We start from the raw sequence: 12,998 nt of genomic DNA, 5'->3' as shown, positions 1-12,998 counted from the left end.
CGGCCACATAGGCCGCATGAGGGGGGACGAGTGGGGCAGCGACCGAACGACCTGACACCGCATGCAAGCCCTCAGCACTACCTCGGCGCCGAAATGCGCGCCTGGCGCACGCAGCGGGGCTTATCACTGGGCAAGCTCAGCCGATCGATCCTGTTCAACACCAGCTACATGGCCCGTGTGGAACGCGGCGGGCAGGCAGCGTCAGCCGACCTGGTCAGGGCGTACGACGACGCACTCGGCGCCAGCGGCTCACTCGTACGGCTCCACTCCTCGATCCTCGAAGGGGCCAGCCTGGACGCCCTTTCCACGGTGGATGTGGCTAAACGAGGGCCCCATGTGGCCAACGGCTCTGTGGCCCTGGCTGAGGAACCGAAGACTCAGGCACCGTCGGAGGAGGGGATGTCCGTCCCCGTTCGTTCCGATGACGGAAGGATCATCTTCGTGTCCCTGTCCCGAAGGGCCCTGATCGGCGCGCTCGGCGCTGGTGCCGCGATCGCTGCGACCCCCGACCTCTCAGCAGCGGCGAGCCCTGCCCCACGCTCCGATCTCATCGCCTCCGGGGCCGACCCGATCGAGCTTCTCCAGGCCACCCGACGGGTGCTGATCGACAACGACAACCTGTTCGGCCCCCATCGGGTGATACCGACGGTGCAGCAGCAGATCGCCGCCATCAAGGAACTGCGTGCGGATCGCCGCGGAACCGACCGCCGCAAGCTCCTCCAGCTGCAGACCCAATACTCGGAACTCTGCGGCTGGCTCTACCAGGACCTCGGGGACTTCCGCGCCGCCCAGCACTGGATGCGCGAGGCCCTGGAGGCCTCCCACATGGCGGGCGACGACGAGCTGACCACGTACATCCTGGCTCGCCGCAGTCAGCTTGCCGGCGACATGAACGACCCGATCGAGGCAGTCGACGTCGCCGAGGCCGCGGAGGACCGAGCCGCGCCGAGGAGTCGTCTGGCGGCAGTGGCCGCAACGTACGGGGCCCACGGGCACGCCCTCCGGAAAGACCCGCTGATGGCTCAGCGGGCGTACGAGCACGCGCGGGAGCTCCTCGCCCGGATGGACCCGGATCCCACCTCTCCGTGGGGTGTCTGGCTCGATGGCGCCTACATAGACGTGCAGCGCGCGCACAGCCTTGCCGCTCTCGGGGACCATCACGGAGCGGCTGCAGGCTTCCGGGATGCCATCAGCCGACTGCCCGCCGGCTACCACCGTGACCGCGGCGTCTACCTGGGGCGGGAGGCCGTCTCCCTGGCACGCGCGGGCGAGGCGGAGCAGGCCGCTTCCGCGGGACTGCAGGCCTTGGCCGTCGCGAAGGAGACCGGGTCTGACCGCATCGCGCGGGAGCTGGCCCAGCTCGATGGAGTACTTGATCAATGGCGTACCGTCCCTGGCGTGAGCGACTTCAAGGACGCTCTGACCGAGGCAGTACTGCGCCAGGCCTGAACAGGCTCCCTCCGCCCTGACCAGCAACTGAAGGAGACCCTCAATGCCCCGCCCGTACGTCCTGCTGAGTGTGGCCACATCCGTAGACGGCTACATCGACGACACCAGCACCGAACGCCTCCTGCTGAGCAACAGCGAGGACTTCGACCGGGTGGACCAGGTGCGCGCCGAGTCGGACGCCATCCTGATCGGCGCCGGCACGATGCGGTCTGACAACCCCCGGCTCCTGGTGAACAGCGACGAGCGGCGCGCCGCACGGGTGGCCGCAGGAAAGCCCGCCTACCCCTTGAAGGTCACCATCTCCGCGAGCGGAGACCTGGACGCCAACCTGAAGTTCTGGCACCACGGTGGAGAGAAGCTCGCCTACACCACGGACGCGGGCGAGGAGAAGCTCCGCGAGCGCCTTGCCGGCCTGGCGGACGTGGTCTCCACGGGCCCGGCCATCGACTTCGGCGCCCTGCTGGACGACCTCGGGGCCCGCGGCATAGAGCGGCTGATGGTGGAGGGCGGCGGACAGATCCACACCGCGTTCCTCTCCCAGGGCCTGGCCGACGAGATCCACCTCGCCATTGCCCCCCTGGTCGTCGGCGACCCGGGCGCCCCCCGCTTCCTGAACCCCGCCACGTACCCCGGCGGATCCACCCGCCGAATGCACCTCGCCGAGGCCAGCACCATCGGAGACGTGGTGCTTCTCCGCTACCTGCCCAAGCAGGAGGGCTCCGCATGACGCACGCCGACGATGTGACCTGGATGGAGCGGGCCATCGAACTCTCCCGCAAGTGCCCGCCGGCCGAAGGCGCCTTCTCCGTCGGCGCCATCATCGTGAGCGCCGACGGAGAGGAGCTGGCCCGCGGCTACTCCCGCGAGACGGACGCACACGTCCACGCCGAGGAATCAGCCCTGGCCAAGCTCCCAACTGACGATCCCCGCCTGGCCGGCGCCACGCTTTACAGCACGCTGGAGCCCTGCTCGGAGCGCAAGTCCCGCCCCCTAACATGCACTCAGCTGATCCTCCGCTCCCCCATCCGCCGCGTGGTCATCGCCTGGCGCGAACCCAGCCTTCTCGTAAACGACTGCGTAGGCGTTGAATCCCTCCGCGAGGCTGGCGCCGAGGTAACTGAACTCCCAGATCTCGCCAACGCAGCCAAAACGGTAAACGCCCACCTCATGACCTAAGGCACATCCCTGCGACAGGCAACCGGCCCGGCCACCTTCCCCTCACCACAGAACCGCCGGGCCGATTGGCACTAAATCACTCGATGGGCCACCTAATCTTCCTCGGGTTCAATCACGAAATCGCGATCCCCTGCACACCAATCAGGGAACCAAGGCGGAACAATTCCACTCTGCCTGAAGGCATTTAGTTCACTTCTAGTGAAGGAACTGGGGGCATCTCGCCGTTTCACACCAACGCCATTTAGTCGCGTTGAGCCCGTTCGGGCAAACCAGTCTCGACCATACACAAAGTCGACGAGCTCGTGAAATTCATGGAGCCCCGGAGCAAGAAACTCGTACAGGAAGCAGCTCAGCCACAGGATCAACTCAAAATCGTGCTGGTCGATCTTAGGTTTACCTACCTCCGACGCTGCGAGCATCGGCAACTCTAGCGCAAATTGCTTACATGCTACCGCGACGGGGTAGCCCAATGTTTCAACGGGGAGGGTTTGCTCGCCGAAAATCCTCGCGACGAGAGAATCCCCGGTCTCGACATTTTCCTCCCAAACCCTCTTGCGAAGGTCTAGCAGGGCGGGGCCTGGGACGTACGAACCGAACGAATATGAGTAGAGCCACCAAGTCGGAGGGACCTCCGAATACTGTCCGATTTCAACAATGCCGTTGTCGATCAAATACGAGAACAACACACTGTCGTCGATTTCAGGAAGATCCAGTTCAGACGCTACGGTGAGCATGTCGTCACCCCATGCCGAATCAAACATGGAGATCTCGTTGCGGCAGTAGAATCTCGCCCACCGTAGAAGCGCCGCTTCGGCACGTTCGGGGTGCTCGCGGAGCATTGAAACGAATCGATTCCGAGGATCTCGATAGAGATCAAATACTGCTATGGCCGTCACATAGTCCGACTCCGGCTTACTCTGACTCCAATGCTGGAACAACGCATCGAAAATGAGGTTCGTAGAGGCGGGAGGTAGCGGTGCGGCATTCATGATTCGGAGGCAGAGCGGGATGTATTTCGAGGCGTGCTTCCATCCCAGCCCCCGAGCCTTTTCCATCAGGCCCGCAACTACCTCGCGCGCGCCACCGTCGTATTTGTCGTCCGCACACTGGAAGATGACATCAGCAAGCACCGAACTCGAATCTTGCTCGTATGCGCGGGTAATCTCTCCCACGATGTCATCGATGGATCGGGACCGCCGCACGATCGCTTCAGCTGCGAAGTACTCCATGAATGTACGATGAGTGAAACCAAAAAGGCGCTGATCCCGATCATCCGTACCCTGGTAAGTCAGCAGCCATGCGCGATCGGCGCAGAAGTCGAGGAAGTCCTGCGCCCGATTGCTCGCGTCCATTTCATCGACTGAGGCCGTGGCGGTGAAGAACTGCGCAATAATCTTTCCGAGTTGCTTCTCCTGCACCCCCGCCTGCGCGGTCTGGCTCTTATAGAAGAAAAGAGCCAGCTCCTGCATGAGGCGCGTCCCATACTGCCTATGATCGACAGGCTGTTCGATCTGGCGCATCGCATCCCAGCGCTGAAAAAGCAGATCGGCGCAAGATTTGTAAACCTCGCGACGGTTTCGAGGGATGTACCCTCGCGCACGATAAAGCGTACAGAGCAGGGAAAGCATCAGCGGATTCGTGCGAACGTCGGGAACGTTCTCAGTCTCCCGAAGAAAGGCGTCTCGCTCTACGACACTTCGCTCCGTGGCTTCGAACCAGTTATTGGCGTACTCGGCTACTTGATCGTCGGAAAAGTCATCCAGTTCATATACGGAGAATTCGCGACTACTGAACGGCGCCTTCCCGTATCCGACCCGCCGCGCCGTCACCAGCATGGGGATTAGAGGGTACCTCGCCGCGAAGGCTTCGATCACCTTGACGAAACGCCGCCTGCGGGTGATGTCGATGATCTCGTCGATTCCATCAAAGATCACGAAACATCGACCCAGCGTTGCGAGGTCGTTGAGGCTTTGCTCGCTAACATCGAGCTGTAGATTTTCCTTTAGCGACCTACTGATGGCCCCGAGGATATAAGTTCCACCATCTGAGTTCGAAACTTCCTTACAGGAGACAACTACCGCAGCATAGGCGTCATGGGACTGGCTATCCTTAGACAGTTGATGCACAAGATGCTGTGTCATTGTGCTCTTCCCGACACCAGGATTGCCCACCACCACGCACCTGGGACGCCCGGTGGGCACCGTCAAGAAGGAGTCGCTGCGCAGAATTTCGGAATTCTGAACTCGGAGCGTGCGCGAGACATAGAGAGCCCCATAGTCGAATCGAAAGTTTTCGACCGAATAGCTGATGGCGTGAGCGAGGTCGAGTTCCGCATAGTGACTCTCAGAAGCGCTGCGGATGTCACCCAGGGAGTTCCTCGCTCGCGAGAATCGTGCCGGATCCCCGAGAATGTCTACAATTTCACGAAATGCAACATTCGCCGGGCGATCCTTCCCCTCGATCTTCTCAGTGGACCCGACGTAGGCCGTGATGCGCTGAATCTCATCATGACTAATAAGGGAGAGGGCTTTCCCATTCGGGAATACGCTCTCCATGTGGGAGGCGACGAGGTCCCACAGATCCTCGGCGAGATCAGCCCAGTTATACCCTTTGCCTGAGCAGAATTCCTCAGCTTGGATGGCAAAGGTTTCGCGATAGTCGGCAATAATGTCATTGAACTGCTCTTGTTCCCGGATTCCCAGTCGAGCAATTAGCATGAACTGGAACAGGGCGACCGACTCGGGGCGTTCGATGAACTTGCTGATCTGCGCGACTTGGTCCTGTGTCAGCAACGTCAGAGGGGTTCCTTGTGCGCTGTTCAGCAGTAGACCGCCGCGCTCGTCAACCTCCTCCTCCCACTCTTCAACGGTCGGTCCTTCGACACGCACTGGAGCTGCCGACCGCTGTACCGCTGCTGCCGCGAGTCGGCTAACAGCCCCCACTACCACCGGGTCTACCATCTAGGCTCCTCTCAAGCCAGGAACATCGTCGCAGCTTCGCAGGGCGCGAGAAGGCGTGTTGAGGACATCTACCACGATCGGGATCGGAACCCGAGATGGGTATGACGACCGGCAAGCTGGCAAGCACGAGGATCCGATCGGCTCATGCTAGGGCCGCCTGCGCCGCGGCAACGGCCGCTCCATCCGGGCCGTTGTGCCAGTCGTGTAGGGCTTCGGCATTACCTGGCGGAAGCGCAACTGCTCCCGCGAGTCGTTGCCGGCGGCCCAACCGTGGGCACGAGGTGTCCGTTCTGTGCGGGCGTCTCGTGAGAGCCTTGGCCCGCCGCACCATCCCCTTCCCACATCAGGCATACCTCCAACAACAGGGTCACCGAGGCAGCTTCGGGCTTCGATGCGTGTGAGCGGCGTGTGGGCCCTTCCATGTCCTGCTCAGTGTCTGACGTTCTCGCAGGTAGGCGCCAGACTGATGCCTGCCGGGGAGAGCCCTCCGGAGCCGTGTGCGCAGGTTCGAATCCTGCCGGGGGCACGCCAGCCAGACAGTGTGCAAGTGTCGCTGACCAGCTGAAGTGCCAAGCATGAAGGCCCGGACTCAGTCCCACTGAGTCCGGGCCTTTGTCGTTCTTACCCACTGGTCCCGTGTGAGGGGGGCGGAGCACTCGTCGTACAGGAGCGTGGCGGCCAACGTGTCCACCGCCTCGGTCGCCTCACCGATCTTCGCCCGGAAGCCTGGAGCATCTTCGAGATGGTCGTAGAGGCAACGTAACCCGGCCTTTCCCGACATGCTCAAGATCGGCTATACCGAAGCGAGCGCGCAGTGCACCGCCTCCTGGCGGGTCACGGGGTCTCCGCCAACCGGGAGTTCTTCCGCGTCTCCCTGGATGTTGCCAAGAAGACGATCCATCATTGCCAGCAAGTCGTGACCGGCATTCGCACGTGGGGGGGGGTCGCTGCCCACCGTCCACCGGCTGCGGGCCGGCGATCGTGTTGCCCTACCCCCAGGTCTTCGCCGCAATTCCATTCATCAGGCATGCCGTTCCTTCTGAACGCTTTGAGAGTGGACCCCACTCCCGCGATGGGTAAGCGTGTGCGGGCAGCGCTCGCTCTGCCCGCACCGCGCACCTGGGCGCCCAGATCTCCACAACCCGACGAGGAATGGGCTGGGTACGCGACACACCCTCAGCCTCCTGAGTACTGGCCGCCCCAGCTGGGCCGACGGACGCGGCGAGCCCCCTGAACGGCCATGGTCAGCACTGATCGGACCCGTCCCCACCCCTGTCGCCCCAGTGCCTTGTGCGCCAGACGTGGGCATCGAAGGCGATGTCTGACGCGCGCGTCCTAGCCGGCCGAGGAGAGTGCGGAGGCCAGCGCGCGGGCGCTCGCGGGGACGCCGCGGGCCGGTTCGCCGTGTACGGGGTGGGCCTGGTCCAGGGTGGGCAGGAGGCTCGGGGCGCGGTCCGCTGGGGCGCGGTCCAGGACGGTGGTGCCCGTTTCGGCTTCCTGGGTTGGGGCGTAGCCGGCTGTGCGGAGGGCTGAGAGGGTCTCCTCCGGCGGGGCCGTGGAGATCAGGACCGTGGGGGCAATCCGGCGCAGGCGAAGTTTGGTCAGGGCTCGGGACTGGGCCACCTCGGTGATCAGGGCGGTGTCGTCCGAGCGGATACAGCAGGCGGAGCGGACGACCTTGAGTTGTCCGTGGGTGCGGGCGGTGTCCTTGATCGTGTAGGCCAGTGGTTGGGGCAGGGGAGTGCCGCGCTCGCTTGCCGTCGTGAGGCGGTCGAGGAGTTCGTCCGCGCTCCAGCCGGCGTCCAGGGCCCGGCGGATGGAGGTTGCCGTGATGCGCCAGACCACCGCGTGGCCCTCGGACTCGATGTCGCCGACCGTGGAGAGCAGGTCGGCGAGGGCGGGCGCGGGTGCGCCGGTGACCGTGGCGGTCAGGTCGCTCTGGAACCGGGCCGTGTCGCTGGGCTCGGGCAGCGCCGCGTACAGCTCCTCGCGGAGGGTGGCCACCGCCTTCGCCAGGGCGGGGCGGAGGGAGAGGTCCTCGCCCAGGCCCTCCGAGCCGCGGGCGGCCGGGTCCGTGCCCGCGCCGGGCACTGCCGGGTAGTGATGGGCGGCTCCCGCCTCCAGCAGTCGGCACAGGGCCCGCCCCACGGGGGTGAGTGCGCCGTGGGCCACCACGCCGAGCAGGGACGCCTCGGTCAGGGTGGCCGCCATGCGGTCGAGGACTCCGTCCAGGCCGGTCGGCTCCCCCGTGGTGTCCGCGGCCAGGTGAGCGCGCAGGGCGGGCTGGAACCATGCGGCCAGGGAGAGCAGTTCGGTGAATCCCCGCGCGTTCCCGGTCAGCCCGTGTCCGACGGGGAGGACGGCGAGCGCTCGCAGGACCCCGCTGCGGAGGGTCACTGCGTCCTCGTCCTGCGGGCTGATGAGCGCGACCGGGGTCTCGTCGGGGTCCGGCCAGTGGCTGAGAATGGCGGGGACCACGGCCCAGGCCGCCAGCAGCGGCAGCAGTTTGCCCGCTGGCGGAGCGGCGGCCCAGGCGTCGTAGCCGTCGCTCGGCAGCAGCCGGGCGGAGGGCTTGGGGGCCTTGGGGTTCCGGCGGCCACGGGAAGCGGGGGCCGGTTCGTCGTCCCGGGGCGCGGCCAGTCCGGCGTTGACCGCGAGGTCCAGCCACAGCCTGGTGCCGGCCTCATCGGCCCCGGCCGCCTTGGCCAGCCGCCGGGTGTCCCGTACAGCGATCCCGCCCGCCTTGCGGATCGCGACCGGTTGGGCGGCCAGTGCCCGCAGTACCAGTTCTGCCCGCCAGGCGGCCGCCGCGGCGGCCGTGCCGCCCTCGCCCTCCCAGCCGGGCGGCAGCGGCGCGATTGCGGTGGCGGTGAACTGCTCCGGTTCCAGCCGGGGGCTAGGCGCCGCGCCCTCATCGCGGAGCGCACGGGCGACCTCGTACGGAAGTTCCACCAGGTCGAGGCCGGCGGGGATCAGGAGTCCGCGCCCGGCCAGCCAGTCGGTGCCCTCGTCGCCGCTGCCTCCCTCCCGGAAGACGTACTTGGCGTCCGGGCCCGCGTACTGCGGCCCGTACCGGTCTACGAAGCAGTGGGTCCGCAGCAGCGGCGGGCCGGGTACCAGGTGGTCCAGCAGCTCCAGCGCCCGGACTGGGGCGTCCGCCACCAGTGCCCGCACCCGGGCGGGATCGGCGAACAGAGCGGTGATCAGCTCCTGGGCCTGGTCGCGCGTACGGGCAGCCCCCTCGCCGAAGAGGTGTGCGGCGATCCGCTTGACCTCGGGGGCGTTGTAGGCGCTGGTCAGCAGCCGGTCGGCCGTACGCCCGTATCCGTCGAACCCGGCGGCGCGGACGTGCAGCAGTGGTGGCAGCGCAAGTCGGCCCTTGGGCGCGGGGAGCAGCAGCGCGCGCTCCCGCAGTCGGGTGAGTGTGCGTTCCGCCCGCTGCCGCTTCTCCCCCGGCTCGAACCAGGACAGTACGTCCCGCTCAGGCACCAATCGGTCCGCGGGTTCCACCGGGGGACCTGGCTTGCGCTGTTGCCAGGGATACCGGGGCCCGTCCTCGACCTCACCGCCGGCTACGGGGCCGTGCCGCTCCAGAGCAAGGGCGGCGATGGAAGCGAGCAGTTCCAGCTCTCCGGCGGTGCCCGCCATCAGGCCCTGGCCCACCGACTCGTCGGTGAGCAGGTGTTCGGCGAGCTCGCGGAAGGTGGTGATCCGCCGGTACCCGGCGGCGAGCGGCAGATCCCGCTCCTCCAGCAAGGCGGTCAGCCGCTGAGGATCCAGGGTCACCAGCCATTTCACAAGGGCGGTACGCGCATTCACCCGGCCAGGCTAGCGTCGTCCGGTCACCCCACGGGGGTGAACCGGCCCCATCACCTCGCCGCCGCGCAGACGGGCTTCGATGTCCGGAAGGTTCTGAGCATGCGGTCGATGTCTCCCGCCACTGGGCGCCCGGGGCATGGGACATGTGGGGGGCAGCAAGCCTGACAACTCATCAGCTAGGGGTCTGAACTGGGCAAACACCTGGGTACGTTCCGGCCTCTGGAGCCGTGTGCGCAGGTTCGAATCCTGCCGGGGGCACTTCGCAGGAAGTACCCAAAGACCCCGCCATCAGCGAGGTCGCTGAGACGGGGTCTTCGCGTATGTGCAGCAACTGCCTTGCTGCGCAGCCGTAGCGACAGACCCTGCGGACATGCGTGGACCGGATCTTGGTCGATCCGCGCAGGTCGGCTCCCTCCTACTTCCGCAGCCGGATCCTCGACCCGTCGGTTGGCGGGTCTGTGGTCACGGGCGGGGGCCCTTGAGGAGGTATGCCGTGACGGCCGTGGCCGTGAGGAGGGCGGTGGCGAGCCAGGCGTAGGTGGTCGTGCCCGGGAGCAGGAGGAGGGACCAGGGCTCCACGCGGGCCTGGGGTTTGGTTCCGACCAGCCACATCACCATCGGGATGGCAACGGGCGGGACCCAGGCCGCCGCCGGCGGCAGGACGCAGCAGCCCGCGAAAGCCAGGCCGGTCAGAAGCAGCGTGTTGCGAAAGGCGACGGCCGGGTCGTTCGTCGCGCCCGCCAGGGCGAGGGCCGCGGCGAGGGCGAGGATCACCCCTGTGGTCCTGGCCCGGAGGCGGGCTGCCGTCGGCGCGATGCGCTCCTGCACATCGGACGCCGTCGCGATGACGGACGGCACGAAGGCCGCAAAAAGGGCGGGGACCATGGGCCAGAGCGCGCCCTGAACGCCGTCCCGCGCCGGTACGTCGTACAGGCGGAGCGGGGTCGCCACCCACAGCAGCGCGCAGAACAGTGCGACGACCGTCTGTCGGCCCAGGCGCCACCGGCGGATGTAGACCAGGCTAGCCATCACACGCGGCCAGGCCCTGGAACGCGGCACGCGCCACGGAGATCCGCTCGGGCGCGGAGCCCGATGTGAGCCGGGGGTCCAGGAGCGGGTCCTCGTACGTGGGAACTCCCGCTGCCGCGGCCAGCCAGTACCGGGCGTTGACGTGGTGGCGTTCCATGGGACTGCCCGGCTCGATGGCGCATGTGGAGCCGTAGTAGGTGCCGAGGAACATGTCGAGCAGCAGCTCACGATCGCCCTTGACGGTGTCCGGGGAGAGCTGGCCCGTGTTCGTGCTGCTCCGCAGGGCGTCCTGGCGGAAGGCGGCTGGAGCGGGGAGGTCCAGCCGGGTCATGGCCGTCACCATCGGCGTGAGCTTGGCCCGCAGCTGCGGCTCGTACGTCGCGTAGCCGCGGCCGAGACAGATCTCGGGCTGGGTGCCGTGGCAGCGGACGTCACCGGGTCGGGCTTCGAGGTAGAGGGGGTCGGCCGACGCGAGGTGGCCGGCCGAGAGTGCGCACAGCACGGCGGTGGCGGCCGCCGCGAGGACGTGGCGCGGTCGCAGGTGGTGGAGGGCGGCGCTCCAGGCCGCGGCGAGCAGTGCGAGGAGGGTGGCCGCCGCGTAGAAGGCGATTTGGGTGCCTTGCGTGCCGGCCTTGGGCCGCAGTCCGACGAGTGAGCTGGTGGCTCCGCCGACCATCACGAACTCGGACAGGTCGCCCGAGTAAAGGAGGAGGAAGACGAGGAACACGGCGATCGCGACCATCGGGGCCGCGACCTTGCCGCCCTCTCCGCTGAGCCAGCCTGCTGCGAGGCCGATGGCGCAGGCGAGGCCGAGGAGTGCGAGCGCGGGCAGCGGAGTGAGCAGTTCGGGCAGACCGAGGGAGGGGAGAGCTCCTGCGCCGGCCACCACACCGAGGACCAGGGCCAGCCCCAGCAGGAACGCGGCGCAGGACCAGGTGAGAAGCGCCGCCCATGCCGCCGCGAGCATGGCGAGGGGGCGATGGTGTGCGGAAAGGAAGGGGGCGGCGCGCGAGAGGCGGTGGCCCTCCCAGGCCGCCAAACCCGCCAGCAGCGGGCCGAGGAGCATCACGGTGAAGTTGTACTGGTAAACGGCCCACATGGGTTCGTACCGCCAGCCCATCGGGCGCAGGAGGGTGTTGAGGACCACGAGGCCGACGAGGAAGGGGAAGGCGGTGCGGCCGAGCGACCGGCGCAGGTGAAGGAGGAGAGCGCTGGTGGTCATCGGGCGCCTCCGTCGGCGTCCTGGCGGGAATTTCCGCCGCTGCTGAGGGCATTGAGGGCCCGTTCCACCGAGCGGGCACCGTCGTCGGTGCCGCCGTCGGCCCGGGCCGTCAGTTCTGCGGGCGTGCCGTCGAAGACGATGCGGCCCTCGCGGAGCGAGACGACCCGGTCGGCCAGCAGCTCGATGTCCTCGGTGTGGTGCGTGCTCAGGACGACGCAGCGCGTGCGGCCCAGGCGCGCCAGGTAGGTGCGCAGCTCCATGCGGTGTTCCACGTCGATGCCGGTCGTGGGTTCGTCGAGGAGCAGGACGGCGGGCTCGTGGACGACCGCCTGGGCGATGTGGGCTCGCTGGCGGTTGCCTCCCGAGAGGCTGCGCAGGCGGGCCTCGGTCACTTCGGTGAGGTTCAGGTCGTCGATCACGCGCCGGACGGTCTCGGCACGTCGCGCGCGTGGCACGCTGCGCAGCCACGCCGCGTAGGTCACCGCTTCGTGGACGGTGAAGTGGCCCGGGAAGTCCGGCGCCTGCGGGAGATAGCCGATGGCCTCGCGGTGACGTCGCAGGTTCGCCCGCTTGTCCGGGTCCGGGCCTCGGTTTCCGAGAGAGACCGATCCGGCCGCCGGGCGGAGGAGGAGTGCGCAGACCTTGAGCAGGGTCGTCTTTCCCGAGCCGTTGGATCCGGTGAGGGCGGTGATGCCCGGCCGGAAGGAGAGGCGGGGGATGTCGAGGGCGGTCCTGGCCCGGTACCGGACCACGAGGTCGCGGACATCGAGTCCGCGGGCGCCGTCGCCGGAGTCGAGGGCGGGACCGGGGTCGTCCGGCGCGTTGTCACTTCGCCGCGGGGTGATCATCGTCGGGTCCTCGGTGTCTCAGTAGTCGAACGAGGGGAGCGCCTGTGCCGAGCAGGTGTCCGGTACCGGCCACCCGAGCTGAACGCATGCCTGCGTGCCCCCTCGGACGGATTTCGCCGTCGGCTGGAGCGGGTGCTTCAGGTAGTGGGTGACGTAGTACGTGTGGTTGTGCTCGGGCGTGTTCAGCGCGTGGACCTCGGCCCCGTTCTCGAAGTACCAGTTCCCCGTGGTGTAGATCGTGTTGCCGTCCGCGGCGAGGTCCTTCGACATGACCTTGTTCTTCGCGTTGATGTTCTGATCGTTGCGAAAGTCTCCGTACGCGGTCGCGCGCGCCTTGCCGTCATAGGACGCCGTGACGCTTCCCCAGCCCACCGCTGACGCCGAACCCGCAAGGACGGTGACGAGCAGAACCCCGCCCGTGGTCAGGGCAGCCGTTCCAGGGGAGGTGCGGAGCATGAACACGCCTTTCGGAGCAGGGACTTCGAGACGCCCGAG

9 protein-coding genes are annotated in these 12,998 nt (G+C 67.1%); 3 read left to right on the top strand and 6 right to left on the bottom strand.

The features are described 5' to 3' along the window. Positions 1 to 30 precede the first annotated feature (30 nt). The 3 genes from NRK68_RS23330 to NRK68_RS36780 are packed head-to-tail and all read left to right on the top strand — an operon-like array spanning position 31 to position 2,625. Positions 31 to 1,449: a helix-turn-helix domain-containing protein gene (locus NRK68_RS23330; protein ID WP_257856623.1), complete on the top strand. Its 1,419-nt coding sequence runs from the start codon at positions 31 to 33 to the stop codon at positions 1,447 to 1,449. Between the two features lie 43 nt (positions 1,450 to 1,492). Then, positions 1,493 to 2,176, top strand: coding sequence for a RibD family protein (locus NRK68_RS36785; RefSeq protein ID WP_308296259.1), 684 nt, complete (start codon positions 1,493 to 1,495; stop codon positions 2,174 to 2,176). After that, the gene (locus tag NRK68_RS36780; protein ID WP_308296258.1) at positions 2,173 to 2,625 is read left to right on the top strand and encodes a cytidine/deoxycytidylate deaminase family protein; all 453 of its coding nucleotides are present in this window, start codon (positions 2,173 to 2,175) and stop codon (positions 2,623 to 2,625) included. Before NRK68_RS36785 ends, NRK68_RS36780 begins: the two co-directional genes overlap by 4 nt. 92 nt (positions 2,626 to 2,717) lie before the next feature. Here NRK68_RS36780 and NRK68_RS23320 read toward each other — a convergent pair whose 3' ends face one another. The 6 genes from NRK68_RS23320 to NRK68_RS23295 form a co-directional block, all read right to left on the bottom strand. After that, positions 2,718 to 5,585 carry an NACHT domain-containing protein gene (locus tag NRK68_RS23320; protein ID WP_257856622.1) on the bottom strand — a complete coding sequence of 956 codons (2,868 nt, stop codon included), beginning with the start codon at positions 5,583 to 5,585 and terminating at the stop codon, positions 2,718 to 2,720. Between the two features lie 1,335 nt (positions 5,586 to 6,920). Continuing rightward, positions 6,921 to 9,404: a helicase-associated domain-containing protein gene (locus tag NRK68_RS23315; RefSeq protein ID WP_257856621.1), complete on the bottom strand. Its 2,484-nt coding sequence runs from the start codon at positions 9,402 to 9,404 to the stop codon at positions 6,921 to 6,923. A gap of 462 nt (positions 9,405 to 9,866) precedes the next feature. Beyond that, positions 9,867 to 10,433 carry a hypothetical protein gene (locus tag NRK68_RS23310; protein WP_257856620.1) on the bottom strand — a complete coding sequence of 189 codons (567 nt, stop codon included), beginning with the start codon at positions 10,431 to 10,433 and terminating at the stop codon, positions 9,867 to 9,869. Further along, the gene (locus tag NRK68_RS23305; protein WP_257856619.1) at positions 10,426 to 11,655 is read right to left on the bottom strand and encodes a hypothetical protein; all 1,230 of its coding nucleotides are present in this window, start codon (positions 11,653 to 11,655) and stop codon (positions 10,426 to 10,428) included. Before NRK68_RS23305 ends, NRK68_RS23310 begins: the two co-directional genes overlap by 8 nt. Further along, positions 11,652 to 12,503 (bottom strand): ABC transporter ATP-binding protein, encoded by an 852-nt coding sequence (locus NRK68_RS23300; RefSeq protein WP_257856618.1) that lies wholly within the window; start codon positions 12,501 to 12,503, stop codon positions 11,652 to 11,654. The genes NRK68_RS23305 and NRK68_RS23300 overlap by 4 nt, the downstream gene beginning before the upstream one ends. A gap of 18 nt (positions 12,504 to 12,521) precedes the next feature. Further along, positions 12,522 to 12,959: a hypothetical protein gene (locus tag NRK68_RS23295; RefSeq protein WP_257856617.1), complete on the bottom strand. Its 438-nt coding sequence runs from the start codon at positions 12,957 to 12,959 to the stop codon at positions 12,522 to 12,524. Positions 12,960 to 12,998: the final 39 nt, after the last annotated feature.

The sequence above is a fragment of the Streptomyces yangpuensis genome, from assembly GCF_024666385.1.
Lineage (GTDB): Bacteria > Actinomycetota > Actinomycetes > Streptomycetales > Streptomycetaceae > Streptomyces > Streptomyces yangpuensis.
The sequence above is the reverse complement of the archived record's forward strand: the minus strand, read 5'-3'. Positions and strand labels throughout refer to the sequence as shown.

Excerpts from the sequence above, each read along its gene's own strand:
- NRK68_RS36785 (WP_308296259.1), top strand. The coding sequence starts at position 1,493 with ATGCCCCGCCCGTACGTCCTGCTGAGTGTGGCCACATCCGTAGACGGC.
- NRK68_RS36780 (WP_308296258.1), top strand. The coding sequence starts at position 2,173 with ATGACGCACGCCGACGATGTGACCTGGATGGAGCGGGCCATCGAACTC.
- NRK68_RS23320 (WP_257856622.1), bottom strand. The coding sequence starts at position 5,585 with ATGGTAGACCCGGTGGTAGTGGGGGCTGTTAGCCGACTCGCGGCAGCA.
- NRK68_RS23310 (WP_257856620.1), bottom strand. The coding sequence starts at position 10,433 with ATGGCTAGCCTGGTCTACATCCGCCGGTGGCGCCTGGGCCGACAGACG.
- NRK68_RS23305 (WP_257856619.1), bottom strand. The coding sequence starts at position 11,655 with ATGACCACCAGCGCTCTCCTCCTTCACCTGCGCCGGTCGCTCGGCCGC.
- NRK68_RS23300 (WP_257856618.1), bottom strand. The coding sequence starts at position 12,503 with ATGATCACCCCGCGGCGAAGTGACAACGCGCCGGACGACCCCGGTCCC.
- NRK68_RS23295 (WP_257856617.1), bottom strand. The coding sequence starts at position 12,959 with ATGCTCCGCACCTCCCCTGGAACGGCTGCCCTGACCACGGGCGGGGTT.